This is a genomic window from Paenibacillus taichungensis (genome assembly GCF_003287275.1).
In the GTDB taxonomy this organism is placed as follows: domain Bacteria; phylum Bacillota; class Bacilli; order Paenibacillales; family Paenibacillaceae; genus Paenibacillus; species Paenibacillus taichungensis_A.
This window is the reverse complement of the sequence record NZ_QEVW01000006.1, coordinates 242720-269111: the sequence shown is the minus strand read 5'-3', so window position 1 is coordinate 269111 and position 26392 is coordinate 242720. Positions and strand designations below refer to the sequence as shown.

The following is a 26392-nucleotide window of genomic DNA, read 5'->3' as shown; positions in this document are numbered from 1 at the left end:
AGGTGGAAGTCATGAATCAATTACCGAAATTGGAGATAAACGAAAGCATCCCAATCTACGTACAGCTCTCGGATCACATCAAAAGGGAAATCATTCAGAGGAAACTGGTGGAACATAGCAAATTGCCTTCTGTACGCAAGTTGGCCGAGATGCTGGGCATAAGTACAACTCCGGTAGAATGGGCATACCAACAATTAATTGCTGAAGGTTATGTATACAGTCAGCCGCGAAGAGGATATCGGGTACGTCCCATCACGGATCGTTATAGTGAAATTCAAATTCCGGTGAGAACTGAGCAAAAGGATATGCAAATTCATGAACACCACCATCATGAACGAAAAATAGAGCGAAATGCGATTCGTCCAACAAAAGTGATCGAATTTGATTTTCATATGTCACGCAATGACTTCAGCCTGTTCCCGTTTGGCAAGTGGCACCAGTATGCGAACCGTATCTGGCGCGAAGAGGCAGAGGAATTATTGTTCTACGGAGATCCACAGGGTGAGTGGGGCCTGCGATGTGAAATTGCTAATTACCTTGGACAATTCAGGGGCGTAAACTGTTCTCCAGAGCAGGTTGTATTGGGTGCAGAGCAGCACTTGTTAATGTGTTTGCTTGTGCAGACGTTAACTCACGCGAATGGACTACAATCTATTGGCGTAGAAAATCCGGGCTATCGGCTACTGCCGGGCACATTCCGAAATTATGGTTATCAAGTGGTTCCAATCTCCCTAGATGATGCAGGATTAGATATATTAGAACTGGATCGTTTGGGAGTGAAAATAATAAGTGTCTCACCTTCGCACCAATTTCCTCTGGGCATGACCATGCCCATTGCCAGAAGAGTGGCTTTACTGGACTGGGCGGAGCAAACGGGGGCGTACATCATTGAGGATGATTATGACGGCGAATTTCGATATCATGGACGACCTATTCCTTCCATGCAGGGTTTGCTAGAGGGCAGCAGGGTGATTTATATGGGCGGATTCTCCCAAGTTCTCGCGCCTGCTCTGTGTGTTCATTATATGGTACTTCCCAAGGAGTTGATGGTATCTTTTCGGGAGATGTACAAGACGATTTTGTTTGAACAGTCAGCTTCACGTCTTCATCAGCGTACGTTGGAAGTGTTTATGCATGAGGGAGAATTGGGTAAACATATTCGTAAAATGCGTAACGTTTATAAACGCAAACATGACTTGATCATTCAGGAAATTCGACATTATTTCGGAGAAAAGGTTGAGATAATGGGTCAGAATGCCGGATTTCATCTAGTGCTCAGAGTTGATTCAACACAAACAGCCGCGGAGCTTGTGGCTGCGGCGTTAAGCGCTGGTATACAGATTAGTTCAACAGAATACCTGTGGACGGATGGGAGTGAACCAGCAGATGGCAAAAGGGAATTCATTATAGGGTTTGCTGGTATTGAGACGGAACGCATTGGACCGGGTATCGCCGCATTGGCAAAGGTCTGGAGAGAGCTTTAAGTCTTGTGAGCGGATCCGTCCAAAAATAAAGCGACCAGCTCACGTGCCAAATCGGTAATCGTTGCATGCATGTCGCGTACGCCTTCACGGTTTGCCAGCATCAGCAAGGAAGTGAACGCGTGGGCAAGCAGCATCGGATCAGCAGATCGCAAATAACCGTTGTCCATCTCCCGCTTGAAGTGGATAGCGAGGACTTCATAGATGCGGACTTCGGCTTCACGGATCTGGGCCAGCTGATCTGTATCCAGATAGGTATTGGCTTCACGCATCATGGTCTCGGTATCGACGTGGGAGTGTTGCATCCGTCCTTCCGCAACTTTCTCCAGCCGCTCTTGTAATGTACCGGGTGCATCCATACGAAGAGCTGTTTGCTGCATGCCCATGGCCATCATACTGGTGATGGCGACGGTGAATAGCTGCGGTTTACTGGAAAAATGATAATAGATCGATGCTTTGGTCACACCGCATAGCGAGGCAATTTGCTGGAGAGAAACGGGCTCATACCCGTGTTCCATAAAAAGCCGCGAGGCGGTCATCAGTATTTTCGACTGGGCTGATGCCTGATCGGCACCGGCTTTGGGCCTGCCCGGCGAGCGGGGAGGGTTCGTTTTTTTGTTCATGATTGCATACCTCTTTACTTATTCATGTTGGCTGTACAAAAGTGTTCACAAAATTAGTATTTGCAATATTAACCTTCCGGTATATATAATTAAGTCAATTATACTATGACCCGTGGTTCATTTCTATATTTATCACATAAAAACGGCTTCATAGAACCAAAATAGGGAGATGAAGAGACAATGCAAGAAGGTTCGGGCTACGGCCGCTGGGTTGCTGGCAAACGAAGCAAATGGATTACACTGTTGGTATGGATCATCATCGCGGTTGTTCTTGGTGTGGTATGGCCAGCTGTAGGTGACCGTGAAACGAATAACGCGCAGGATCTGAGTGATTCCAAGCCATCGGTGCAGGCGGCAGCAGTTGCCCAGAAAGAATTCCCCGGCGGCGAAGGTGTTCCCGCGCTCATCGTATGGCGTCAAGCCGGCGGGCTGACGGATGAACAGATTGAGAACATTCAGGCGTTAACGGAGCGACTGGATCAAGATCCAGTTGAGCAGCAGCAATCTGTAGTTCCACTATATCAGTTGCCGCCACAGGCTCTGAAAGGTCAGCTTTCGGAAGACGGAAGCACCTTGGTTATGCCGCTCTTTTTCAATCAGGAAGCTGATTCCTCACAGTTGAAGGAAGGCATTGCAGCGCTGGAGCAGAAAACGAAAGACATTTTTGGCTCCAACCCATTTGATGTTGCCATTGATGATGCCAGCGCACTAAGTGCACGGGTTACAGGTCCGGTTGGGATATCCATTGATGCAAGTGGATTGTTCTCATCTGCAGATGTATCCCTGCTGATTGCGACCGTTGTGCTGGTACTCGTGCTGTTGCTGTTGATCTACCGTTCGCCCGTACTGGCTATTATACCAATTATTGCAGTTGGGTTCGCTTATATGGTCACTAGTCCGATTCTTGGATTCATGGCGGATCAGGGCTGGATTACAGTAGACGCGCAGTCCATCTCCATTATGACGGTGCTGTTGTTCGGTGCAGGAACGGACTATTGCCTGTTCATGATCTCCAGATTCCGTCAAATCCTCTATCATGAGCCGGATAAAAAGAAAGCACTCTTCCAAGCGATTACTGGATCATCTGGTGCGATTGCCATGAGTGGATTTACAGTCGTTGCAGCATTGCTTGTACTGTTGTTCGCAGAGTACGGTGCCTATCACCGTTTTGCCGTACCATTCAGTTTATCCATCTTCATCATGTTTATTGCGAGCCTGACGCTGGTTCCGGCATTGCTTGCGATCTTTGGTCGGGGTTCATTCTACCCATTTGTACCGCGTACGCACGATATGGAAGTGGAACGTGCGAAGAAAAAAGGCAAAACAGCGCCTGCTCCGCGTAAAATCAAGGAAAGCTGGATTGGCCGTACAGTAGTAACCAAACCGTGGACAGTACTGGCGATTACGCTGGTGTTGTTGGGTGGACTGGCTGCTTTCTCTAGCCAAATTAAATTCACGTATGACTTGTTATCGTCCTTCCCGGAGAATGTTGCATCTCGTGAAGGCTTCAAAGTCATTGGAGAACAGTTCTCGGAAGGTGAACTCGCTCCGGCGAAAGTGATTATTGATACAGAAGGAAGCGAGACAGATCTGAAACAACGTCTGGAATCGCTGGATTACGTAAGCAAGGTAGGTGAAGCGCAGCAGGGTGCTGAGAATGCGAACATCACCGCTTACGATGTGGAATTCAATCTGAATCCATATTCCATGGAGGCGATGCAGCATATCCCGGATCTGCGGGCAACGGCTGAACAGGCACTGAAAGATGCTGGAATAACAAGTGTGGACAGCCATGTCTGGATCGACGGTCAGACGGCTGAGCAGTATGATATCGAAGTCACCGGAGAGCGGGATGCAAGCATCATTATCCCAGTGGTAATCGGGATGATCACATTGCTGCTGCTGTTATACCTGCGTTCCGTCGTAGCGACGGCGTATCTGATCGCAACAGTAGTACTATCCTACTTCTCTGCATTGGGCTTGGGATGGCTCATTATTCACTATGGGCTGGGAGCAGAGGCCATTCAGGGAGCGATTCCGCTATACTCCTTCGTATTCCTTGTGGCGCTAGGTGAGGACTACAACATCTTCATGATTTCAAGCATCTGGCAAAAACGCAAAACGATGCCACTTCGCCAAGCGATCAAGGAAGGTGTGGGTGAAACCGGATCTGTTATTACTTCCGCAGGTCTGATTCTCGCAGGTACGTTTGCCGTACTGGCAACACTGCCTATACAGGTGCTGGTGCAGTTCGGTATTATCACGGCTGCGGGTGTCTTGCTCGATACGTTCCTTGTTCGACCGTTCATGGTGCCAGCCATTACAACGTTGCTGGGCAAATGGGCTTTCTGGCCAGGCAAATATGTGCCTGTTGCAGAGAAAGACAAAGAGAAACAAAAACAATCCATGTAATCAATGGATAGATTCAGACAAGGACAGTGGGAACCTCAAACCTGCTGTCCTTTTTTCACCCATTTTCATATTGAAATGCAGGTTGATCCGAGCAAATGCTGAGATGGAATGGAGGAACTGTAAAATATCCGCAGAAACAGATTTGCCCGCTATTTTCTTTGTAGAAGGAAGGTTTACGTGGCCAAGGGTTTTGGGACATAATAGAGGTAACGTCAGCCTCAGGCAGACGGATGGGATGAACATCAATGGGACAACCAGGGGGAAGGATGAAAACAAGCATGACGAACCAACTTAATGTGTATTTTAACCATGACGGCGGCGTAGATGACCTCGTATCGCTGTTCATGCTTCTGCAAATGGACAATGTAAATGTAACCGGTGTATCGGTTATTCCGGCAGACGGATATCTGGAGCCAGCCACAGATGCCAGCCGTAAAATTATCGATCGCTTCGGCACATATTCCGTAGAGGTAGCGAAATCCAACTCCAGAGGGAAGAATCCGTTTCCTGCGGCGTGGAGATTACACTCCTTCTATGTAGATGCACTTCCAGTACTGAACGAATCCGGCAAAATGGAAGCTCCTTTGTCTGCTGTTCCGGCTCACCAGCATCTGATTGAGAAAGTGCGCAACACCGAAGGCAAAACGCTGCTCCTGTTCACAGGACCGCTGACTGACCTCGCGCGTGCACTCGACGAAGCACCAGACATTGAAGAGAAAATCGACAAGCTTGTGTGGATGGGTGGTACGTTCGAAAGAGGGAACGTTGAAGAGCCTGAGCATGATGGTACAGCAGAATGGAACGTATTCTGGGACCCGGAGGCGGCTTACCGTGTATGGCAGAGCGGTATCCAGATTGATCTGGTAGCCTTGGAAAGCACGAACAAAGTACCTCTGACACCTGCTGTACGTAACCGTTGGGCTGCAGAGCGTCGCTTTGAAGGCGTTGACTTCCTGGGTAACTGTTACGCAGGATGTCCGCCACTGGTATACAGTGAAACGAATTCCACGTACTATCTGTGGGATGTGTTGACTACGGCTTCCGTTGGACGTGAGGACATCGTGAAGAAGAAAACGGTGAACTGTATTGTTATCCCGGATGGTCCAAGCCAAGGCCGTACGGTGGAACAAGCAGACGGACGTCCGGTACAACTCGTGTATGATACCGATCCGGAAGCGTTCTTCACATACATGACGGATTTGGGCAAAAAAGCTGCTCCGCAGCGTTATTAATTCAGGCAGCTGCGAGGCCAGCCTCCATTAAGGTACAACAATAAAAAGCCGCAGGCAGAGTGAACAGGAATGGGGTAAACCCCATGTCCGTTCCCTGCCTTGCGGCTTTTTTGTATTCATCCGGTGGGCTCTATTGATGGCCCACCTGCAATCGGATTTAAATTTTGAATCGGCTTATCAACCCATTCAATTCACTGGACAACACACGAAGCGATTCCGCAGATGTGCTCATCTCATCCATCGATTGCAGCTGCCCGTCAGTTGCAGCGGAAACCTCCTGAATACTGGAAGAGGACTTACGCGAGATATGTTCCATATCCTCAACGGAGGCGGATACCTCTTCGGCACTGGCAGAGAGCTGCTCGGAAGCGGCGGACACTTCATGCAAACGTTCATTCATCGTCTCAATGCCGGAATGAATGGATGTGAACGAACGTCCTGCTTCCTGAACAACAGCAAGACCAGCCTGAACTTCTGAGGTGCTGGCTGACATATGCGAAGATAAAACGGCAGTCTGGCGCGTCATTTCGGCGATCAGTTCAGTCACATGTTGGGACGATTGTTCTGATTCCCCCGCAAGCTTTCGAACCTCGGAAGCAACTACGGCGAATCCGCTGCCATGTTCCCCGGCACGAGCAGCTTCAATGCTTGCATTCAATGCCAGCAGACTAGTCTGGGAAGCAATACCCTTCATCATGTGGGCTACCGATTCAATTTTGCTGGAGTATTGCGCGAGCTGGGAGGTGGATGCTTCCATCTGAGCGTTGGCCTGATGAATCTTGTCCATGCGGTCAATTGCTGTGTTGATGTTGGTCTGGCCCTGTATCGCGTTATGGGTTGTCTCCTCGGATACATCAGCCACCATGGAAGATGAATTCGCAATATGCTGCATGCTGCGTGTAATCTCCTCCATTGCTACAGTGACTTCACCTGCCCGTGCAACCTGCTCCGCAGCGCCTTTGGCTGTGTGGTCTGTGTGCTCAGCAATGCGCTGGCTGGCTTCCGCTGTCGCCTGCGAGTGTCTGGATACCCCTTCGGCTGCTTGCAGCAGGGAATCGGAGCTTTTACGGATACCTGTCATGACATCTCTTGTATCCGTGACCAGATGTTTGAACTCCGAAGCAAGCTGCCCAACCTCATCCTTGCGTCCAAGCTCGACATTGACAGTCAGATCACCTTTGCCCACCTCAGCAATGATTTTCTTCAGTTTCACCAGAGGACGGGTCAAATAATGCGCAAATCCATAGACCAGCAGTACGCTGAGTAATACGATGGCAAGAGCAGTCCAGATCATGGTCATCCGATTGCGTGTCATCAACTCGTAGACGGCAGTGGAGTCAAGATCGGCGCCAACCAGACCAAGCAGTTCCCCGTTAGCCCCATGAATTGGTACATAGGCTGTAATCGTTGCTCCGTATTCATCCTGGGTCAGATCGCCCCGGAAAGGTTCGTTTTGTGCAAAGGCTTGCAGCATCCCTGCATATTGATTTTCTTCAGGCGACCCGTAAGGCGAGAAATCATCCTCTTCTACATCTGGAGCAGCTCCATCCACCACGTAATAATACGATGAGGCTCCGTTCTCTTCACGCTTACCAAGCGTGTATAGATACTTCAACCCATTGGCCTGGCGAAGCTGGCTGAGTTGTTCGCGCAAGGTATCGTAATACTCGGTTTGATCCCGTCCTGTACTGAGTGGCGCATACAGGGAGGTGTCAATGGATTGTGCTGCTCGTTCGGCAACAGCTTGTGCCTGCATACCCATCGATTGTTCAACCAACTGTGCGGATGAGCGATACATGGTAATGCCAAGAACGGCTCCTGCCGCCAGCATCAGACAGGAAAAAAATAAAAAGATACGCATAAACAAACTGTTCATTAGTAGAAATGCTCCCCCTTGATATGTAGGACTATGAATTCTTATATTGAAGTTGGATGAATCGTCTTGCTAAAACTACGTTTCCTTCTTTGATAACGTATGTATATGTATTTCATTTCTATTTAAAATATCGGCATCTGCATGATAAAGAATTAGCCCCCGGATCAAGTAGATCCAGGAGCTTATTTTGTTTGAAACGTATAAATGAATATCTCATCCCATGGACTCCCCATGATTGCAGGAGCCAATTGCTGATGTTACTACAAAGAGGGCTTTACATCGTCCCGCCACCCTGGCGGATGGAGGCAGGGATCTTTTCTGGTCCCTGATTAATATATTTATTAATAAAAGTGCCTACTTTGGCATCATCGAATTGGTCCAGCTTCATCGTTTTGGTCCATGCCGTCACGACGACCTCACTGCCCTCAGGGATGTCCTTGCTCGGCACAGCAAGGATACCTGATCCAGCTTTGCGGAACTTGGCAAGGTATTTCAGATGCTCCTTCAACTCATCACTTGCGTTCTCACGATAATAAATGATGATATCCCCATGTTCCAGATTATGTACCAGATATGGATAGCCGGGGAAATCGGTGTAAAATCCAAACTTGATATCATGCGGGTTATGAGGCCCTGACGTCGGGATGGTCATCTCATATTGGATCGGTTCTTCTGTATGATCGGCTCCGTAATATTTATCGTCGGTCACGTCAATCGCAGCACCAGCATTCAGATCCGCAACATCATACTTGGTAAGTGCGCCCTGCATGAAGAAAAGACTAAACGCAATGATCGACACCCCCAGTAGTGCATGAGCAGCCAGGCGGATGGATCGGGTTTTCTTTTTAATCACAGCTCGTTCATTCTTCTTCATATGTGCAAGTACAGACTTCTGGGTGCGTGCAGACCAGATATAAGCTGCGATGGAGAGCAATAGAACGATTGCACCGACGATAAGCCATAGGTAGGATGTGCCTGCCTCGTGCTCCATTTGCATATGATTCATATTCATGTCCATATCGATTTTCTCTACCCTTCTTAATAAAATGAATGATAACTATACACTACATAATGTAGTGTTAATGACAATGGTACAGGTCCTATATAAACATAGAGGGTTTCTCACCTCATATCCTTACGTAAAAAAGGACATACCTTTTACACTACACATTATAGTGTATGGAGCACAACGAGTGCAATCTGTTGATGTTGAAAACAAAAGAAGACCCTCCTTGCATAAGCAGAGAGAGCCTTCGTAAGAGTTTTGAACTAGATGCTACATACGACCAAATGGAGAAAACATCAGGCTAATCAATCCAATGATCATTGTAGCCAACAAGCGATACAGAATATAAAACAATACAACATTGGCAATCAACACGCTGTACATGCTATCGATAGCTGCCTTGGTCCGATTCAGCGGATACTGGAACAGCACCGTGTTAAGAGATACAAAGATAATCAAAAACGAGACAACGAGGAAGAAGATAGCGATGGAATACGAGATAACAATAAACAGATTCGCCAGGACGAGCGACGCTACAGCGGGCACAAGTAATGTACCGAACTGGGCAACCAGTGTTTTGGGGCGGAACGTTATTTTTTCAATCTTCAATATGGCATACATCAATGCGATAGCTACGATCAAAGAAATGGCGGTGAACAACAGCGGTCTGATAAACCCGCCAATGAACAATCCGTCCATTTCCATCCGGCCGAAAGTAATCAAAAAGTATGTAGAGGATAGAACCGCAATCAGAGCCATCGTGATCCAGCCGTTAAGAGAATGCTGTTCACCAACAGTTTTCATAGTTTGATAAGGACGGGTGAGAACACTAAGGAAATAGGATAGATACTGTTTGCTTACTTCTTTGGCTTGCTGAACTTTCTCATTTTGTACGATGTTATTCCACTGATTGGCATTGTTGTCTCCAGAAGATGAAGCGCCCTCTGCGGCGGAAGAGTCGGATACCTGTTGTACAGGTCTGGGAGCAGAAGGTGTGTTGGAAGAAATGGGATCATGAGAAGGTGTTGCCTGTGTGCTCGACCAACGGGTGTATTCGGGTTCGGCAGCAGCGGATTGTTGATCCTGAGCGGAATCTGCAGTAGGGGAGGAAGGGGTTAGATTAGAGCCGCACCTCTCGCAAAAACTAGCATTTCCATTTTCATGATTACATACTGGGCATTTCATGGCATGAGCCTCCAATTTCATAAATTAAGATAATATAGACATTTTGTCTCATTTTAACGGTTGATGACGAAGTTTGTCTATGTTTTCAAGGGAATTAATACCCGTTATTTTCCACCTAGGTATGTGATTAAACCGGTCCCCTTATTTTCATATTGACATAAGTATGCGCCGGAATTATGATGTCATTACCGAAATTGATAATCATTATCATTAAATAGACGTTAATCTAAGGGTTTGTACTCATCGACATATTAATCGCAGGTGTACATTCAAATCAGTCTAACCAATGGGGAGTGTATCGTGTTGAAAAAAATATTGGCATTGCCGGCTGTTGTGCTGGCAACTTCGGTTTTACTCGCCGCTTGCGGCAACAATGATACTTCGGACAAGCAGGCAGAGACGCCTGCTGCTCAAAGCGAAAATCAAGCTTCCACAGAAACCACGGATGCAGCAGGTCAGGAAACGGCGGGGAGCGATTATACAACCGCAGTGGATGGCTATCGCACGTTTGCAATTGAGCAGATCGATGAATTCGTGAAGCAAACGGAGAAGTTCACGGATGCTGTGAAAGCGGGTGATCTGGAGACTGCCAAATCATTATATGCACCAGCTCGTATGTATTATGAAAGCATTGAACCGGTAGCCGAGGCACTTGGGGATCTGGATCCGAATATTGATGCACGTGACGGAGATGTGGAGGCTGCCGACTGGCGTGGATTCCACCGGATTGAGAAAGCGCTTTGGGAAGACAAGACGACCGATGGCATGACTGACTTTGCGGATACCTTGTTAAGTGATGCTAAGCTCCTGCGTGCCAAAGTCGAGACGATGGACATCGATGCGAGTCTGATGGTAACGGGTGCGGTAGAACTGCTGAATGAGGTTTCCTCCAGCAAGGTAACCGGTGAAGAAGAACGTTATTCCCATACGGATCTGTATGATTTTGCAGCGAATGTAGAGGGGGCACGCGAGATATATAATCTGCTCAAGGATGATCTGGCTGCCAAAGACAAGGATCTGAATCAGCAAATTGCAGACCGATTCGATGCGCTCGAAAAAGAGCTTGCTCCATTCAAGGATGGAGACGGGTACGTTTCCTACGAGAAGCTGAAGGATGAGGACGTGAAGAAGTTGAGTCAGAACCTGGATGCATTGGCTGAACCGCTGTCGAACATGGGACAAGTACTGGGAGTGTAGAACGATGACCGAGCAGAAAAAGGATTCGCTGAAAAAGCCGTTGTCACGGCGTGAAATGCTGAAGCTAACCGGCGTGGCCGGATTGGGTCTGCTCTTGGGCGGAGGCGGTGCCAGCGGTCTGATGGCGCTGAGCCGTAAAAGCAGTCCGGCGGCATTGGATGTGAACACGCCGGACAATGCACTGCCCTTCTACGGCAAGCATCAGGCAGGCATTATTACCCCGGCTCAGGATTTCATCTGCTTTGCCGCCTTTGATGTGACGGCGGGAAGTGCGGATGAACTGCGCCGTCTGTTCAAGAACTGGACGGCGGCTGCCGCTGCCATGGCCACCGGAGAGATGATTGGCGAACATAATACAACGCTGAATACTCCGCCTACCGATACGGGCGAAGCGGCAGGCCTGACACCGTCACGAACCACGTTGACGTTTGGTGTGGGGCCCTCTTTGTTTGACGGGCGCTTCGGGCTGCAGGGCCGGAAGCCCAAGGGCCTGCGTGATCTGCCGGCATTCGCCGGAGATGCGCTGGACCCGCAGTGGTGTGGTGGCGACCTGTGCGTGCAAGTCTGCGCAGACGATATGCAGGTCGCCTTCCATGCTATCCGCAATCTCGCGCGCATCGCACGCGGGCATGCGGTATTGCGCTGGACGCAGGAAGGTTTCCAGCGCACAGGCCGAGCTGACCCTGCGGGTGGAACACCGCGCAATTTGCTCGGCTTCAAGGATGGCACCGGCAATCCGGATACAACGGATGCCGTGCTGATGGATCAGACCGTCTGGGCGCAGCCGGCTGACGGTCCGGGGTGGATGGCCGGTGGCAGCTATATGGCCGTCCGCCGGGTTCGCATGCGTGTGGAGGTGTGGGATCGCTCCACACTGAAAGACCAGGAGGCGACATTTGGACGCCACCGGGATAGCGGAGCGCCGCTCGGTAGCCGCGGCGAGTTCGATCCGGTAGATCTGAAGGCCAAGTCTGCCGATGGACAGCCTGTCATTCCGGCAACGTCACATCTGCGCCTCGCCAAGGGAGACGGCAGTCAGCAAATTTTACGCCGCTCCTACTCGTATTCGAGTGGGCTTGATGCCAAGACCGGACAGCTGGATGCAGGTTTGCTGTTCATTAGCTATCAAAGGGACCTGGAGAAGCAATTTATTCCGATTCAGAAACGACTGGCAACGAACGACAAGCTGAACGAATATACCGTGCACACGGGCAGTGCTGTATTTGCCTGTTTCCCCGGAATTACGAATGGCGGATATATCGGTGACACCTTAATTTAATGGGGAGGATGACGATGATGGGCAGGATCGCAGATCGGAAGGCGCAGAAGCGGCTGTACAAAGGAAGATTGATGCGCTCCTTGCTGATGCTGCTGGTGTTCCTGATGGTGGGGTCTGGGGTAATTCGTTTACTAGATATGCCACACGCTTCTGCTGAAGGGCTACAAAACAATGAGCAGTCTGTGCAAAAACAACTGGATAGTCTATTGCCGCCTGTAGGCAGCGCCTTGGTTGAAGCGGGACAGGGCAAGCTGACAGAAGCCACAGAGGACGTCGCCGAATTCCGGCAACTGTGGAATGATGCCAGCACGTTGGAGCCGGGGCAGAATGCTGATCAGGTTGCGACGACCGCCAGCGTTGTAGGTGAAGCCTTGTCCAAAGCCGAACAGGCACTGGCGGGCAATGATTCTGATGCTGCCAAGCAAGCACTGGCCGATCTGGCCCGTGCGACCAATCAGTACATTGAGGCGTTTCAAGGTGCGGAAGAGAGCAACGACGCAGGACGTAAAGCCGCCGAAAGGTTGCTGCCAGACGCACGTCAAAGTTTGAATGCAATGGAACAGGGCGATTGGACTCAGGCAGAGCTTGCCTATAAACGGATTGTTACGGCCTGGAAAGGCACCGAAGCTCCAATCCGTCAGGATCATTTTGGCGTATACAGCCAGTTGGAAAAAGACATCAGCTTGGTTCGAATTGCAATGCAGGCCGAGCCCCGCAAGGAAGTACAGGCAACAGAGCGTATGCAGGAACTGGTCACGTTGCTCACAGACTACAGTGCAGGGACACTCAAGGAAGGGGAAGTTGAGGATACATCAGCATCCTCAGAGGCTTCTTCATTATCCGACCTGCTGAAATTACTGGAGCAAATAGAGAAGCAAATTCAGGCGGGGGATGCCACTTCTGCTGCGGCGGGATTGGAGCGGTTTATCGTGGCCTGGCCTTTGGTTGAAGGTCAGGTACAGATATCATCTCCGGCTTCATATACGGCAATTGAGAATGAGATGGCGGAAGCATCCGGGTATGTCGTCTCCAATCCGCCAAATACGGTGAAGGCATCCGAGGTTGTAACCCGTATGATCAATCGGCTGGAGCCGTTAACGGCTACCACCTCATACACGGCTTGGGATGCGGCATTAATTCTGCTCCGCGAAGGATTGGAAGCCATTCTGGTACTGTCTGCATTGCTTGCTTATGCCAAGAAGAGTGGAGAGAATGCGGCCCGGCGCTGGATCTGGGCGGGAGCTGGTAGTGGCCTGCTGATCAGTGCGGCGCTGGCTGTTGTGCTGTCGCTGACCCTAGCTGTGGCATCATCGGGCAGCACAAGGGAGATGATTGAAGGGTATACGGGCCTTGCTGCCGTTGTACTGATGCTGACGGTTGGACATTGGATGCATAGCAAATCGAATACCCGCTCCTGGAATAGCTATGTACAGCGACAGGTGGGGGGTGCACTGGCCCGGGGAAGTCTGTGGTCACTCTTCGCTGTGGCGGGTCTTGCCATATTGCGAGAAGGTGCAGAGACTGCAATCTTTTATATCGGCATGGCGCCTGCAATTGAGACCTCGCAGATGTTGATCGGTATGGGGGCGGCGTTGCTCATCCTGATTGTATTGGCTGTGGCCATTATTCAGTTCAGTGTACGTCTGCCTGTACGATGGTTTTTCCTGACCGCAACGCTGCTGATTTATTATCTGGTATTTCGTTTCCTTGGAGAGAGTATTCACTCCCTACAAGTTTCGGCAACCCTTGGGGCTCATGTCGCACCAAGTCTGCCGACAATTGGTTGGCTTGGCATGTATCCGACATGGGAGACCTTTATTCCACAACTCGTTGTTCTGCTCTTTATGATCTTTAATTTGATTCGTACAGAAGTACGTTCAGCCAAAGGAGCATCCAAGGCATCCGTGTAGCACGGAGCTGCGAATTTTGGTTAGAGGCTGCGTCCTGTTCACGTCATATGATGATTGCCATCATCAAAGAGTATCCTTAAGTCCCTATGTAAAAAGCCGTATCCTTCACGATCTATTCTGCGTGAAAGATACGGCTTTTTATTTTTTTAGAGGTCTATGGGATATGAGACAGGTTAAACGGTCTGTGGATTGGCCTTCATCATAGTGGGTGTGGACTCCCGTATGATCGGTTTGGTCACGATATGCGAGACCTGATAAGGCTGTGACGGATTGTCAATTCGGGATAACAGCATCTCCGCAGCTTTGATGCCCATTTCGTTGCTGTAAATATGCACAGTTGTTAATGGAGGCTCAATAATCCGTGATTCAGGCGCATTATCGAATCCGCATATTACAATATCCTGAGGAACAGTAATATTCCTCGCTCTCAACGCTCTGATCAGTTCGACGGCGATAAAGTCGTTGGCACATACATACGCATCCGGCAGCGACTTCAGTTCTGCCACTCGCTCGTTCAACCAGCCGGGCTTCGAGAAGAACAGGCGGTCATCATCCACAATGCATTGGGATGGATCGACCTGCAAACCCGCCTCCAGCATAGCCCGCTGGTATCCTACCCAACGTTCGTTGAAGCTTTTGCAATGATTGTAATCCCCGGCAAATCCAATATGGTTGTATCCACTCTCAATTAATTTTCTGGTTAACTGATACGTGCTGTGCTCGTTCTCCATCAACAGCAAATCGGCATGAAATTCCGGATAACATATGTCGGAAGCGCAATCGATGAAGATCGTGGGAATTCCGAGATCAGTAATAAGCTGAGTATATTTCAGATCAAACAATTCAATGCAAATGATACCGTCCACGTTGGAAATATCAAAATTGTTGGGAAGTGTAAGTGAGTCCTGATCTACCTCACGCACGATATGAATGGAGAGATTGTATCCTTCTGCGCTGATTCTTTTCTCCAGACCACTGATTAACATCGAACCAAAGTGGGATGTATTGGGCAGATTCTCTGTTAACAGGGCGATATTGCTTGGAGCCTTGGTTAGAACATGCTCATTTTCCATATAGGCAAACTGTTTATATTTAAGTTCAATTGCTTTTTTAATTACACGATTACGTGTCTCATCCGGGATATTTCCGCTATCATTCAAGGCTTTGGAAGCTGTATTCCGGGAGATGCCCAAAGCATCCGCGATGTCCTGTATCGTGATTTTTTCTTTTGCCATCTAGTGCTTCACCTCTAATGATCATATGGTCGTCCATAGTATTATCTTAGTCAAATGTATAATAGATCGGAACAAATAGCAATCTTAATTTTACATATGCACAATCAAGTTTACATTTTGAATCAGACAGTGCGCTGTTATTTGTATTCAGCAGTTTCGTTACAAATGATAATTAGTTCTAAATATCCTACTGCTAATAGTGGCGATGATAGGTTGAAGGGAAAGAAATAAACGTTATATATACAATGAAATGCACATTCAGAACTCAAAAAACTCACAAAATGTTATCAAATGCACAATTATTTTTTACATTACATATTGACTGATGCCTAGATTACCTGCTAAATTGTAAATTATCAAATGAGCAATTGTAAATAATGAAAGCCCTTACTACAAACAATTGTCAACTTCAGGAATGAACGGAGGTCATGTGTTGGAAAACACGGTGGATACCAAAAAAGGTACAGGAAGGGCGTTGAAAGAGAGGACATCAACCGGCAGGATGCAGCAGTTCAAAAAGAATTATTTTTTGTATTTGTTACTCGCACCAGCTCTGATCCTGACCCTTATCTTCAAATACATCCCGATGTACGGAGCCATTATTGCATTTAAGGATTTTAGTCCGATCAAAGGCATCATGGGCAGTGAGTGGGTAGGTTTGAAGCATTTTGAGAAGTTTTTAGCTTCGCCCAATTTTGATGTCATTTTTATGAATACGCTTAAACTTAGCTTTTTTGGATTGATATTCAGCTTTCCTGTACCGATTTTGCTTGCACTCATGCTCAATCAGGTACGTAAGGCCGGAGTGAAGAAAAACATCCAATTGTTTCTGTATGCCCCCAATTTCATCTCGGTTGTTGTCGTTGTGGGTATGCTGTTCATCTTTCTATCCCCGACAGGACCGATTAACCAGTTCGCCACTTGGATTACCGGTCAGCCAATCATGTTCATGTCCGAGCCGGAATATTTCCGCTGGATATACATTTTGTCGGATATCTGGACCGGGGCGGGTTGGGCTTCCATCATCTATGTCGCTGCTTTGGCCAATGTCGATCCGGAACTTCACAATGCAGCCAATCTGGATGGAGCGAATCTCATTCAGCGTATTCGCCATATCGACCTTCCGACGATTCGACCGATTATGGCCATCGTATTTATTCTTGCCGCTGGCGGGATCATGTCGATTGGATTTGAGAAGGCCTACTTGATGCAGACGTCAATGAACCTGCCTTCCTCTGAGATCATTGCCACGTATGTCTACAAGGTGGGCTTGCAGTCCGGAGATTACGCTTATTCTGCGGCAGTGGGATTGTTCAACTCGGTCATCAATGTCATTTTGCTGGTTACTGTGAATCTGATCGTGAAGAAATTGAATGAAGGCGAAGGCCTCTATTAGGAAAGGAGTGTTATCCATGGTAGTCAAACATACGGGACTGGATCGTCTGATCCTCGCGCTGAACGCGATTTTTCTCACCTGTGCCGTACTGGTTGTGGTTGTCCCCCTGATTTATATCGTAGTTGCCTCATTCATGGACCCAACGGTGCTGCTGAACCGTGGACTGTCCTTCAATGTGTCCGACTGGAGTCTGGATGGGTATCAGATGATTTTGTCCAATCCGGCCATGATTCGAGGGTTTGCCAATGCGGTGCTGTACTCGGTTTCCTTTGCACTCGTGACGGTGACCGTCTCGATATTTGCAGGGTATGCCTTGTCTGACGAAAGGTTGGCTGGGCGAGGATTTTTCATGATTATATTTATCATCACGATGTTCTTCGGTGGCGGTTTGATTCCTACCTATCTGCTTGTTCGTAATCTCGGCATGCTGGACACGGTATGGGCCATTATCATCCCAGGCGCAGTCAACGTCTGGAACATCATTCTCTCCAGAACCTTCTTCAAAGGGGTACCGCGAGAACTGAAAGAAGCTGCCAATGTGGATGGCGCCTCCGAGATGAAGATTTTCTTTCAGATCGTCATTCCGTTATCGAAACCCATCATTTTTGTCCTCGCGTTGTACGCGTTTGTAGGGCAGTGGAATTCCTATTTTGACGCCATGATCTATCTGGATAATCCGAACCTCCATCCGTTACAGCTCGTTCTGCGCTCCATTCTGATTCAGAATCAGGCTGCACCGGGCATGATCAGTGATCAGCTTGCGATGGCTGAACTGAAACGGCTCTCGGAAATGATCAAATATTCAGCCATTGTCATTTCGAGTCTGCCACTCATCATCATGTATCCGTTCTTTCAGAAATATTTCGAAAAAGGTGTCATGGTAGGTTCACTTAAATAGTGAACAGCCTGAAATAAAGCACGTTCGACCCAACACAATCCACGGAGGTCATTATCATGAAAAAAGTGAACAAGTCCAGAAAAGCCGCTACAACGGCATCCATCTCCATGTTGTCAGCCATGCTCCTGCTCTCGGCGTGTGGCGGGGGAGGAGGCGGTGCAGCGAGTGAAGCCCAGTCGCCTGATGGCAAAGTGACATTGAATTTTATAACACAGAGTTCTCCGCTGGCCCCTGCTGATCCGAATGAGAAGCTGATTAACAAGAGACTCGAAGAGAAAACCAATGTGCATATCAACTGGAAGAACTATACGAGTGATGTGTTTGCGGAAAAAAGAAACCTGGCGGTAGCCAGCGGTGATTTGCCCGATGCCATCTTTGACGCAGGTTATGGGGATTATGATCTCCTGAAACTGGCTAAGGATGGAGCCATCATTCCACTGGAGGACATGATTGAGCAATACATGCCGAATCTGCAAAAGGTGCTGGAGGAAGCTCCCGAATACAAGAGCATGATTACGGCACCAGACGGACATATTTATTCCTTTCCCTGGATTGAGGAGCTCGGAAGTGGCAAGCAGCGTATACAGGCGGTTGATGACTTGCCCTGGATCAACGTGGAATGGCTGAACAAGCTCGGACTGAAGATGCCAACGACAACCGAAGAACTGAAACAAGTGCTGATTGCGTTCAAAACCCAGGACCCGAACGGCAATGGCAAGGCTGACGAAATTCCGTTGTCCTTCATTAACAAGCCGGGCGGAGAAGATCTGACATTTTTATTTGCAGCATTTGGACTCGGGGAGAACTGGGACCACACCGTGGTGACCAACGATGGAAAAGTGGTCTTCACGGCAGCGGATGAAGGCTACAAAGAAGCGGTCAAATACATTCACGAACTGGTTCAGGAAGGTCTTGTGGATGTGGAAGCCTATCAGCAGGATTGGAATACGTATCTGGCCAAGGGCAAAGACAACAAGTATGGCATGTACTTCACTTGGGATAAGGCCAACATTACAGGCATGAATGATACCTATGATATTCTGCCTCCGGTTGCTGGTCCCAATGGAGAAATTAATGTCACACGTACAAACGGTATTGGTCTAGACCGGGGACGCATGGTTGTTACGAGCAGCAATAAAAATCTGGAATCCACAGCGAAGTGGGTGGACCAATTGTACGATCCGCTCCAATCCGTGCAGAACAACTGGGGAACTTACGGTGATGAGACACAGCAGAATATTTTTGAATTCGATGAAGCCAAAGGCATGCTGAAGCATCTGCCGCTGGAAGGCGCTGCACCTGTAGAGCTCAGACAGAAAACGAGTATTGCAGGACCACTGGCTATCCTCGACAGTTACTATGACAAATACACGACCAAACCGGAAGATGCTGCATGGCGTATGGACCTGCTTGATAAATATATGGTTCCGCATATGAAAGCAGAAAACGTCTATCCAAGTGTATTTTTCTCAATCGATGAACTCGACCGCCTTTCCACCATTGAGACTGATCTGTTCGCCTATGTGCTGCGTATGCGCACGGAATGGTACCAGAATGGAAAGATCGATCAGGAGTGGGACGCTTATCTGAAAGAGCTGGATCGTCTGGGATTACAAGAGTGGCTGCAGATTAAACAAGCGGGATATGACCGCAACACCCAATAAAACAAACTGGATGAGGAGACTCTTGCCGTACATAGCATTAAGGTGCGTGAGTGAAGCAAAGTTTCCTCTTCAACAGTTTGATTCAAAGGAGTAAACCAATATGTCTACCATTTCAACAATCGATTACCGGGGCGTCTATCACTTCTCACCCAAGGAGAAGTGGATGAATGACCCGAATGGCATGGTATTTTTCAAAGGTGAGTATCACCTGTTCTATCAGCATCAACCGTTTGGCACAACCTGGGGACCAATGCATTGGGGACATGCGGTGACCAAGGATCTGGTTACCTGGGAAGAGCTTCCTGTAGCTTTGACGCCGGATGAACTTGGCATGATATTCTCCGGCAGTGCCGTGGTGGACTGGAACAATACGTCCGGATTCTTTGACGATGAGCCAGGACTGGTGGCTATTTTCACCCATCATCAGGAGGTGCCAAACGATCATCCAATTCAGCGACAGAGCCTTGCTTATAGTAAGGACAGTGGCAGAACATGGATGAAATACGAGGGGAATCCGGTGCTGGAGCATGAGTCGTTCGTGGATTTCCGTGATCCCAAAGTGTTCTGGCATGAGCAGACCAAGGAATGGGTTATGATTATCGCTTGTGGTCAGACGGTATGTCTGTACCATTCTCCCGATCTGAAGGATTGGGCATTGGGCAGTGAATTCGGCGCCGGGATCGGTTCGCATGATGGCGTCTGGGAGTGCCCTGATCTGTTCCCGCTGGCCGTGGATGGGGATGCGAGCCAGGAGAAATGGGTGATGCTCGTCAGCATTGGTGCAGATCCGGCCTTTAAGGAGGGCTCCAGGACGCAGTACTTCACTGGAGATTTTGATGGGCTTACATTTGTTCCAGATGAAGCTTCCCTTACCGTTCGCTGGCTTGATCATGGTCGGGATAACTACGCAGGGGTCAGTTGGTCCGACATTCCGGCAGAAGACGGCAGACGCCTGTTTATGGGCTGGATGAGCAATTGGATGTATGCCAATCAGACACCAACCGAAGGTTACCGCGGTGCGATGACGATTGCAAGAGAGCTGACATTGGAGAAAAGGGACGGAGAAGTCCTGCTGGTTCAGCGTCCTGCACGCGAGCTCAAGCACGCCCGTACGCCAGTACTGTCCTTACGGAATGCTTCCATCAGTCAAGTGAGTGAGCAGTTGAACACCTTGCGCCTAGTAAACTATGAGATTTATGCGGAATGGGCTTCTGATCAGTCTGTTCAATTTGCATTACGAAGTGGTGCGGACAACGAAACGCTCATTGGTGTGGACGCTAGCCAGAATGAGGTATATGTTGATCGCAGTCGATCGGGTATATCGGGTTTTCATGAACATTTCATGGGTCGCCATGCAGCTGGATTAAAAGCAGTGGACGGAAACCAACATCTGCGTATTTATGTGGATTACTCATCCGTAGAGGTATTTGCCAATGACGGTCAAGCGGTTATTACGGATCTGATCTATCCGGATGTAGGTTCCGAGGGAATCTCTGTTCGGTCCGAAAATAAGGATGTAGTATTTGCTTCGCTTCATATCTACGAGCTATCCCCCATCCGGGTTGAATGTCAGTCGGAATAATCGTGAGGGGGACTGTAAGATGCGTATAGGAGCAATAGAAGCTGGTGGAACGAAGTTTGTATGTGGTGTAGGTAACGAGCGAGGGGAAATTGAAGATTGGTGCAGCTTTCCAACGGAACATCCCGAGAACACACTGGCGAAGGTCATCGACTATTTTAGGGACAAAGGGGTGGCGGCGATCGGGATCGGTTCCTTTGGTCCGATTGATCTGCAACCGGATAGCCCTACCTATGGTTACATTACAACAACGCCCAAGCCAGGGTGGGAAAACTGTAATGTTATTGGAGCGTTGAAGCGCGAATTCCCGGTTCCCTTCGGATGGGATACGGATGTGAATGCAGCGGCCCTTGGAGAAGTCACTTGGGGAGCGGCAAAGGGACTGGACAATTGTGTGTATTATACGATCGGCACAGGTGTTGGGATTGGACTTGTGGCGGGAGGTAAACGTGTGCATGGGTTGCTGCACCCAGAGGGTGGGCACATCCGGACGAGACGGCACCCGGAGGATCATTTTGGTGGATTATGTCCGTACCATGGCGATTGCCTGGAGGGAATGGCTGCGGGCCCAGCCATTCAAGCCCGCTGGCAGAGCCCTGGCAGCGAACTCCCGACAGACCACCTGGCTTGGGAGATCGAATCTTTTTACATTGCGGAGTCCATCACAACGGCCATTCTGCTTCACTCCCCTCAAAAGGTCATCTTGGGCGGAGGGGTGATGCAGCAAAGTCATCTGTTTCCCATGATCCGGGATCAGGTTGTACGGAATCTGAATGGTTATGTGAATGCAGCCGCAATAACGCAACATATTGACCAATATATTGTTCAGCCTGGATTGGGCCAGCACGCAGGACTATGCGGCGCCCTCGCATTGGGTTTAGAAGCATTGCAGCATGAAACATAGGCTTCATAGCGTTTGATATGTATGGACGTCCCAGAAGGGGCGGATGCAGGTTCACTTATCTAAGAGACTGCGCCGTCCTTTGTGGGATTTTTGTCTCATCTACTATATGAAAAGAGGGAATGCTCATGAAAATCATTTTCCGTTCCATTGGTTGTGTTCTACTATCATGTGTCCTTGGATCTTCTTCTGCTGGAGCCTATTCCACAGCATCTGTTATGGAGACAAATACCTCGCAAAGGATAGAGCAGACCTCCAAGGAATCAGCAAAACAGGGGGAGGCGGTTCACATGTTAACCCAAGTGTCTAAGGCAATAACGAATTTGTCAGATTGGGCATTGCAAGGTAGAGGCAATCTGGAAGATACGGATGAAGGACTTCGTCTGACTTCGGATGCCGGGGAGAATGTGATGGCCATATCGGCCACACGAGCCGATAATTTTATCTATGAAGCGGATCTGATGATTCAGGATATGAAAGCGGATACGAGTCTTGTTTTTCGATCCAATGATACAGGTTGGTCTTCATATATGCTGCAAGTGGTTCCCCAGACTGGTGTGATACGTCTGAGAGATGCCAGTGGACAGCCGGGAACGTTAAATGTAGAACATAAAGCAAACCTGGAATCTGGAGGTATCTATCATCTGAAAGTGAAAGCGGACGGAGAGAGCCTGCAGGTATATTGGGATAATCGGTATGACCCGGTGATTGATGTGAAAGACAGTGCCTACTTGTCAGGTAATCTGGGGCTTCATGTGTGGGATGGGTCGGCTTTGTTCCAGAATGTGCAGGTTAGTACCCTGAATGGCAATATCGGCAAAACGATTAGCATCTTAGGTGAATGGCAGCCGGATTTGAAAGGATATAAAGGGAAAACGAACGCGCAGGGGAAAGGGAGAGTCATTTACGAGAAAGCGGGATCTGATTTTGTATATGAAGGAAATATATCTCTTGCCAATGCGAGTAGCACAGCTGCGCTGGTATTCAGGGCAAATGCAGATGGAACGAAGGGATATGAAGCAGCCCTGATTCGGGAGGGAGAAGAAGTTCGGGTACAACTTCGAAAAGCGGACGGTACCGTGCTCGCCAGCTCGAATCGCAAGTTTCCAAGCCAACCGGGAGCGAGGCATCACATCGAAGTTATAGCCTCGGGCAGCTTGATTCAGGTCTATTTAGATGGGTACACGCCTGCCGCTGTTGAGGTCACAGATAAAAGCTACGCTAATGGAAATGCTGGACTTGTCGTTCAACAAGGCATCGCTTATTTTCAGGATATCTATGTGACGGAAGAGTCGGTGTACTACAAGGAGAACTATCGCCCTCAGTACCATTATTCTCCGATTCGGGGATCGGCAAGTGATCCAAACGGACTGGTTTATTACGAAGGTGAATATCATCTGTTTCATCAGGATGGAGGCACCTGGGCTCATGCAGTCAGTTCTGATCTTATTAATTGGAAGCGTTTACCTATTGCGTTGCCCTGGAATGATCAGGGCCATGTATGGTCGGGATCAGCAATTGCTGATCTGAATAATGCCTCCGGTCTGTTCACGGATTCGGGCGGAAAAGGTCTGATTGCGTACTACACTTCCTATCATCCGGATAAACCTGGTGGCAATCAGCGTATCGGCCTCGCTTATAGTACCGATCAAGGCAGGAATTGGCAATACGCTAAAGATCGTCCGATTGTTATTGAGAACCCTGGCAAGAATGGTGATGATCCGGGAAGCTGGGATTTCCGTGATCCGAAGGTCGTCCGGGATGAAGATCACAACCGTTGGGTGATGGTGGTGTCCGGCGGGGATCACATCCGGTTCTTTACTTCAACCAATCTGCTCGATTGGACCTTAACCGATAACTTCGGATATGGCGATTATGTTCGAGGTGGTGTGTGGGAGTGTCCAGATCTGATTCAACTGCCTGTAGATGGAACGGGACAACGTAAGTGGGTGCTTATGATCAGTACAGGGGCTAATCCGAAAACTCAGGGATCAGATGCGGAATATTTTGTAGGCCAGCTAACAGCTGATGGTAAATTCATGAACGATCATCCGGCTGGGCAAGTGTTGAGAACGGACTTTGGTAAGGAGTTTTACGCGTCGATGTCCTTTGCGAATATGCCAGATCAGCGGAAAGTCATGCTTGCATGGATGACGAACTGGGATTATCCGTTTGAATTCCCAACTTCCTCATGGAAAGGACAACTGACCATACCGAGAGAAGTGTCTCTTCGAACGACGGATGAAGGAGTGCGTTTGGTACAAACACCAATTACTGAACTCCAGACTCTGAGGCATAACCTGTATAGTGCACAACAAATGATCATTGGACCAAAAACAAAAAATCCGCTGAAGGGCCTAACGGCAGGGGCGTATGAGATTGAAGCTGAAGTGGAAATTCCGGCCAACAGCTCTGTAACCGAGTTTGGTTTTCAACTGCGTCAAAGAGAAGGGCAGAAGACCACTATAGGATACAGAGTAAATACGCAGAACATGTTCGTGGATCGCACCACCTCGGGGGACGTAAGCTTCTCCGACTTATTTACCAAGGTTCATGAGGCCCCGTTACAACCGGATAATCGAAAGGTGAAGTTACGTATATTCGTCGATGAATCCTCTATTGAGGTCTTTGCCAATGATGGCAAGGTTGTCTTCTCAGATGTCATTTTTCCAGATCCAGCGGGTAGGGCAATGGCTTTTTACAGCCTTGGTGGGGAAGTGAAGGTGAGCTCCTTGAAGGTGTATGATTTAGATAACATCTGGAGAAAGAGCACTTCCTCCAAGTCTCAGGTTATTGCAGATATGCAAAGAAGAACGGCAAATGTTGGGCAGACACAAACGCTTTACGCCACGGTGGAAGGCAGACCCGGAAAAGGTGCCACTCAACCGTTGAAATGGAAGGTGAGCAATCCTAAAGTGGTGCAAATCATTCATTCTGATAAAACGAAAGCGACGGTTCGAGCTGTGGGTGGAGGCGAAGCAGTAGTAACGGTATCAACTACAGACGGCAAAGCTTCTGCCCAAATACCGATAACGGTATCCAGTGGCATATTCCATACCAACTTGTCCGGCTGGAAGTCGGATAAGTCATCTGCTCAATGGCTTATTTCCAAACAAGGCATACAGGGCAACTATAGTGGAGATACACAATACATCGCACAGGAAACGGCAGGGGATTTTCAATATAATGCTGATCTGACGCTGGGAGCTCAGGGTGGAGCTGGTTCTATTGTATTCCGTGCAAGTGAGGATGGACGAAGCGGCTACTATTTGAATATTGACCCGAACCTGAAGTCCATCCGGCTATTTTATAAAGTGAATGGAAAAATCGAAAATCGACAGGTACTTGCTCAAATCCCGAGATTCGTTCGTAAAGATCATACGTATCATATCCAGATTCAGGCGCACGGTCCTCGAATCCAGGTTGATGTAGATGGTGAGCGAATCCTGGATCTTCAGGATGGAACGTTTGCCGAAGGACATTTTGGACTTCATGTGTTCGGTGGGAATGCATCTTTCCAGAATGTGAATGCCATCCATAGGAAGGAAGCAGAATTGGAGCAGGTGATGATTCATAACGCAGGACGTCCCGTTGCGGTGCAAGCTGTTCCATCTGAAGCAGGAGAAATGATTAAGGTTGCTGACGAGGCAGGGAATGCAAGTGAAGGCTTCAAATGGGTACTTGTACCGACAGGCGATGATTCCGGGTCTTACTCCATTCGAACCTTGAGTGGAATGTCTCTTGATTGGGATGTAGGACAGAATCGTATTCAGCTCTATTCGTATCTGGGTTATGCGAATCAACGCTGGAACATTTCAAAGAATGCCGATGGGACGATGCGCATTACAAGTTCTCATAACGGGAAAGCACTTGGCGTATCCGAGGATGGGGCGGAGCTGGTAATAGATGAGTATCGTCAAGAGAACGAGTATCAAAAGTGGGTTATTAAGCCACAATAATAGAGAAAAGAGGTGCAGTTATCTCCAAGCACGCTCACGGTGAACATTTACGAATTGTTTTCGCTAGTTTTATGCCTATCGTTCGCTTTTATGTGTTATTTGCATGTTAACTATATCTTTTGGGTTGCCTAAAATCGTAGATATATGTATAATCAATCGTGTTAACACGTCGAACGTACGGTAGTAAATGATGTGGGTGAGTTCATGGAACTGCTGGACAGCAATGAGAGCAAGAAGAAGATGTGCCAGTATTATAATGAAATTTCGAAGGAACTGTTCGGCTTTGGTACCACTCTCCTGAGAGTGACCATTGATCAGAACATTGTGACCTTCTACGCGAAGCACCGACGTTCACCGCGCTCTGACGCCCTGGAAGGGGAGGCCCCCGGCTTGAAGCTGGAAGTGGACTTCCGCATGTCTGTCTTGTATAAGAAGAAATTCAGGGAGAAGTTGGAGCAGCACATGGGTTTGCCAATCGAAGCTGTATTACGGGATTACGATGCGTCCACGCAGTGGGCCATTACGAATGTGATATTGGAACAAGCATAGGGTGAATCGA

18 protein-coding genes are annotated in these 26392 nt (G+C 48.5%); 13 read left to right on the top strand and 5 right to left on the bottom strand.

Translation table 11 applies throughout. The features are described from left to right. Positions 1-11 precede the first annotated feature (11 nt). Positions 12-1484 carry a MocR-like pyridoxine biosynthesis transcription factor PdxR gene (gene pdxR, locus DC345_RS10430; protein ID WP_113053027.1) on the top strand — a complete coding sequence of 491 codons (1473 nt, stop codon included), beginning with the start codon at positions 12-14 and terminating at the stop codon, positions 1482-1484. On the opposite strand, the gene DC345_RS10425 is transcribed toward pdxR, so the two are convergent. After that, on the bottom strand, positions 1481-2104 hold the full coding sequence (locus tag DC345_RS10425; protein WP_113053026.1) for a TetR/AcrR family transcriptional regulator: 624 nt from the start codon (positions 2102-2104) through the stop codon (positions 1481-1483). The two genes, pdxR and DC345_RS10425, sit on opposite strands and share 4 nt — an antisense overlap. 180 nt (positions 2105-2284) lie before the next feature. Here DC345_RS10425 and DC345_RS10420 point away from each other — a divergent pair, with 180 nt between their 5' ends. Together DC345_RS10420 and DC345_RS10415 are read left to right on the top strand one after the other, a co-directional pair. Next, a complete protein-coding gene (locus DC345_RS10420) occupies positions 2285-4516 on the top strand; it encodes an MMPL family transporter (RefSeq protein WP_113053025.1) in 2232 nt (743 codons plus the stop codon). 278 nt (positions 4517-4794) lie between these two features. Next, on the top strand, positions 4795-5748 hold the full coding sequence (locus tag DC345_RS10415) for a nucleoside hydrolase (protein ID WP_063567354.1): 954 nt from the start codon (positions 4795-4797) through the stop codon (positions 5746-5748). A gap of 157 nt (positions 5749-5905) precedes the next feature. Here DC345_RS10415 and DC345_RS10410 read toward each other — a convergent pair whose 3' ends face one another. The 3 genes from DC345_RS10410 to DC345_RS10400 all read right to left on the bottom strand — a co-directional run bounded on the left by DC345_RS10410 (position 5906) and on the right by DC345_RS10400 (position 9815). Beyond that, positions 5906-7624, bottom strand: a complete 1719-nt coding sequence (locus tag DC345_RS10410; RefSeq protein WP_113053024.1) for a methyl-accepting chemotaxis protein — start codon at positions 7622-7624, stop codon at positions 5906-5908. A gap of 274 nt (positions 7625-7898) precedes the next feature. Next, on the bottom strand, positions 7899-8630 hold the full coding sequence (locus DC345_RS10405) for a DUF3105 domain-containing protein (RefSeq protein WP_181586549.1): 732 nt from the start codon (positions 8628-8630) through the stop codon (positions 7899-7901). A gap of 270 nt (positions 8631-8900) precedes the next feature. Beyond that, the gene (locus tag DC345_RS10400) at positions 8901-9815 is read right to left on the bottom strand and encodes a zinc ribbon domain-containing protein (protein ID WP_113053022.1); all 915 of its coding nucleotides are present in this window, start codon (positions 9813-9815) and stop codon (positions 8901-8903) included. 303 nt (positions 9816-10118) lie between these two features. Here DC345_RS10400 and efeO point away from each other — a divergent pair, with 303 nt between their 5' ends. From efeO to DC345_RS10385, 3 genes are read left to right on the top strand one after another with little or no spacing between them, the layout of a single operon-like run. Further along, entirely contained in the window at positions 10119-11012 is an 894-nt protein-coding gene (gene efeO, locus DC345_RS10395; RefSeq protein WP_113053021.1) for an iron uptake system protein EfeO, read from the top strand. Between the two features lie 4 nt (positions 11013-11016). Continuing rightward, complete coding sequence (gene efeB / locus DC345_RS10390; protein WP_113053020.1) at positions 11017-12291, top strand: iron uptake transporter deferrochelatase/peroxidase subunit; 1275 nt, start codon at positions 11017-11019, stop codon at positions 12289-12291. Between the two features lie 14 nt (positions 12292-12305). Continuing rightward, on the top strand, positions 12306-14201 hold the full coding sequence (locus tag DC345_RS10385; RefSeq protein ID WP_258530609.1) for an FTR1 family iron permease: 1896 nt from the start codon (positions 12306-12308) through the stop codon (positions 14199-14201). A 173-nt stretch (positions 14202-14374) separates the two neighbouring features. Here the strand turns inward: DC345_RS10385 and DC345_RS10380 are convergent, their stop codons facing one another. Further along, positions 14375-15436: a LacI family DNA-binding transcriptional regulator gene (locus tag DC345_RS10380; protein ID WP_113053019.1), complete on the bottom strand. Its 1062-nt coding sequence runs from the start codon at positions 15434-15436 to the stop codon at positions 14375-14377. Positions 15437-15938: 502 nt separating this feature from the next. Here DC345_RS10380 and DC345_RS10375 point away from each other — a divergent pair. The 7 genes from DC345_RS10375 (at position 15939) to DC345_RS10345 (ending at position 26382) form a co-directional block, all read left to right on the top strand. Then, on the top strand, positions 15939-16832 hold the full coding sequence (locus DC345_RS10375; RefSeq protein ID WP_247903336.1) for an ABC transporter permease: 894 nt from the start codon (positions 15939-15941) through the stop codon (positions 16830-16832). Between the two features lie 16 nt (positions 16833-16848). Then, entirely contained in the window at positions 16849-17730 is an 882-nt protein-coding gene (locus DC345_RS10370) for a carbohydrate ABC transporter permease (protein ID WP_024632860.1), read from the top strand. A 56-nt stretch (positions 17731-17786) separates the two neighbouring features. Next, positions 17787-19394, top strand: coding sequence for an ABC transporter substrate-binding protein (locus tag DC345_RS10365; protein WP_113053017.1), 1608 nt, complete (start codon positions 17787-17789; stop codon positions 19392-19394). A 100-nt stretch (positions 19395-19494) separates the two neighbouring features. After that, on the top strand, positions 19495-20976 hold the full coding sequence (locus DC345_RS10360) for a glycoside hydrolase family 32 protein (protein WP_113053016.1): 1482 nt from the start codon (positions 19495-19497) through the stop codon (positions 20974-20976). A 19-nt stretch (positions 20977-20995) separates the two neighbouring features. Continuing rightward, positions 20996-21877 (top strand): ROK family protein, encoded by an 882-nt coding sequence (locus tag DC345_RS10355; protein ID WP_113053015.1) that lies wholly within the window; start codon positions 20996-20998, stop codon positions 21875-21877. Between the two features lie 287 nt (positions 21878-22164). After that, positions 22165-25833 (top strand): GH32 C-terminal domain-containing protein, encoded by a 3669-nt coding sequence (locus DC345_RS10350; RefSeq protein WP_113053342.1) that lies wholly within the window; start codon positions 22165-22167, stop codon positions 25831-25833. Between the two features lie 204 nt (positions 25834-26037). Continuing rightward, positions 26038-26382 (top strand): Na-translocating system protein MpsC family protein, encoded by a 345-nt coding sequence (locus DC345_RS10345; RefSeq protein WP_024632855.1) that lies wholly within the window; start codon positions 26038-26040, stop codon positions 26380-26382. Positions 26383-26392 lie beyond the last annotated feature (10 nt).

Bases quoted from the DNA above. Each gene is read 5' to 3' on its own strand.
- pdxR (WP_113053027.1), top strand. From the start codon at position 12: ATGAATCAATTACCGAAATTGGAGATAAACGAAAGCATCCCAATCTAC.
- DC345_RS10425 (WP_113053026.1), bottom strand. From the start codon at position 2,104: ATGAACAAAAAAACGAACCCTCCCCGCTCGCCGGGCAGGCCCAAAGCC.
- DC345_RS10420 (WP_113053025.1), top strand. From the start codon at position 2,285: ATGCAAGAAGGTTCGGGCTACGGCCGCTGGGTTGCTGGCAAACGAAGC.
- DC345_RS10415 (WP_063567354.1), top strand. From the start codon at position 4,795: ATGACGAACCAACTTAATGTGTATTTTAACCATGACGGCGGCGTAGAT.
- DC345_RS10410 (WP_113053024.1), bottom strand. From the start codon at position 7,624: ATGAACAGTTTGTTTATGCGTATCTTTTTATTTTTTTCCTGTCTGATG.
- DC345_RS10405 (WP_181586549.1), bottom strand. From the start codon at position 8,630: ATGAATCATATGCAAATGGAGCACGAGGCAGGCACATCCTACCTATGG.
- DC345_RS10400 (WP_113053022.1), bottom strand. From the start codon at position 9,815: ATGAAATGCCCAGTATGTAATCATGAAAATGGAAATGCTAGTTTTTGC.
- efeB (WP_113053020.1), top strand. From the start codon at position 11,017: ATGACCGAGCAGAAAAAGGATTCGCTGAAAAAGCCGTTGTCACGGCGT.
- DC345_RS10385 (WP_258530609.1), top strand. From the start codon at position 12,306: ATGATGGGCAGGATCGCAGATCGGAAGGCGCAGAAGCGGCTGTACAAA.
- DC345_RS10380 (WP_113053019.1), bottom strand. From the start codon at position 15,436: ATGGCAAAAGAAAAAATCACGATACAGGACATCGCGGATGCTTTGGGC.
- DC345_RS10375 (WP_247903336.1), top strand. From the start codon at position 15,939: ATGCAGCAGTTCAAAAAGAATTATTTTTTGTATTTGTTACTCGCACCA.
- DC345_RS10370 (WP_024632860.1), top strand. From the start codon at position 16,849: ATGGTAGTCAAACATACGGGACTGGATCGTCTGATCCTCGCGCTGAAC.
- DC345_RS10365 (WP_113053017.1), top strand. From the start codon at position 17,787: ATGAAAAAAGTGAACAAGTCCAGAAAAGCCGCTACAACGGCATCCATC.
- DC345_RS10360 (WP_113053016.1), top strand. From the start codon at position 19,495: ATGTCTACCATTTCAACAATCGATTACCGGGGCGTCTATCACTTCTCA.
- DC345_RS10355 (WP_113053015.1), top strand. From the start codon at position 20,996: ATGCGTATAGGAGCAATAGAAGCTGGTGGAACGAAGTTTGTATGTGGT.
- DC345_RS10350 (WP_113053342.1), top strand. From the start codon at position 22,165: ATGTTAACCCAAGTGTCTAAGGCAATAACGAATTTGTCAGATTGGGCA.
- DC345_RS10345 (WP_024632855.1), top strand. From the start codon at position 26,038: ATGGAACTGCTGGACAGCAATGAGAGCAAGAAGAAGATGTGCCAGTAT.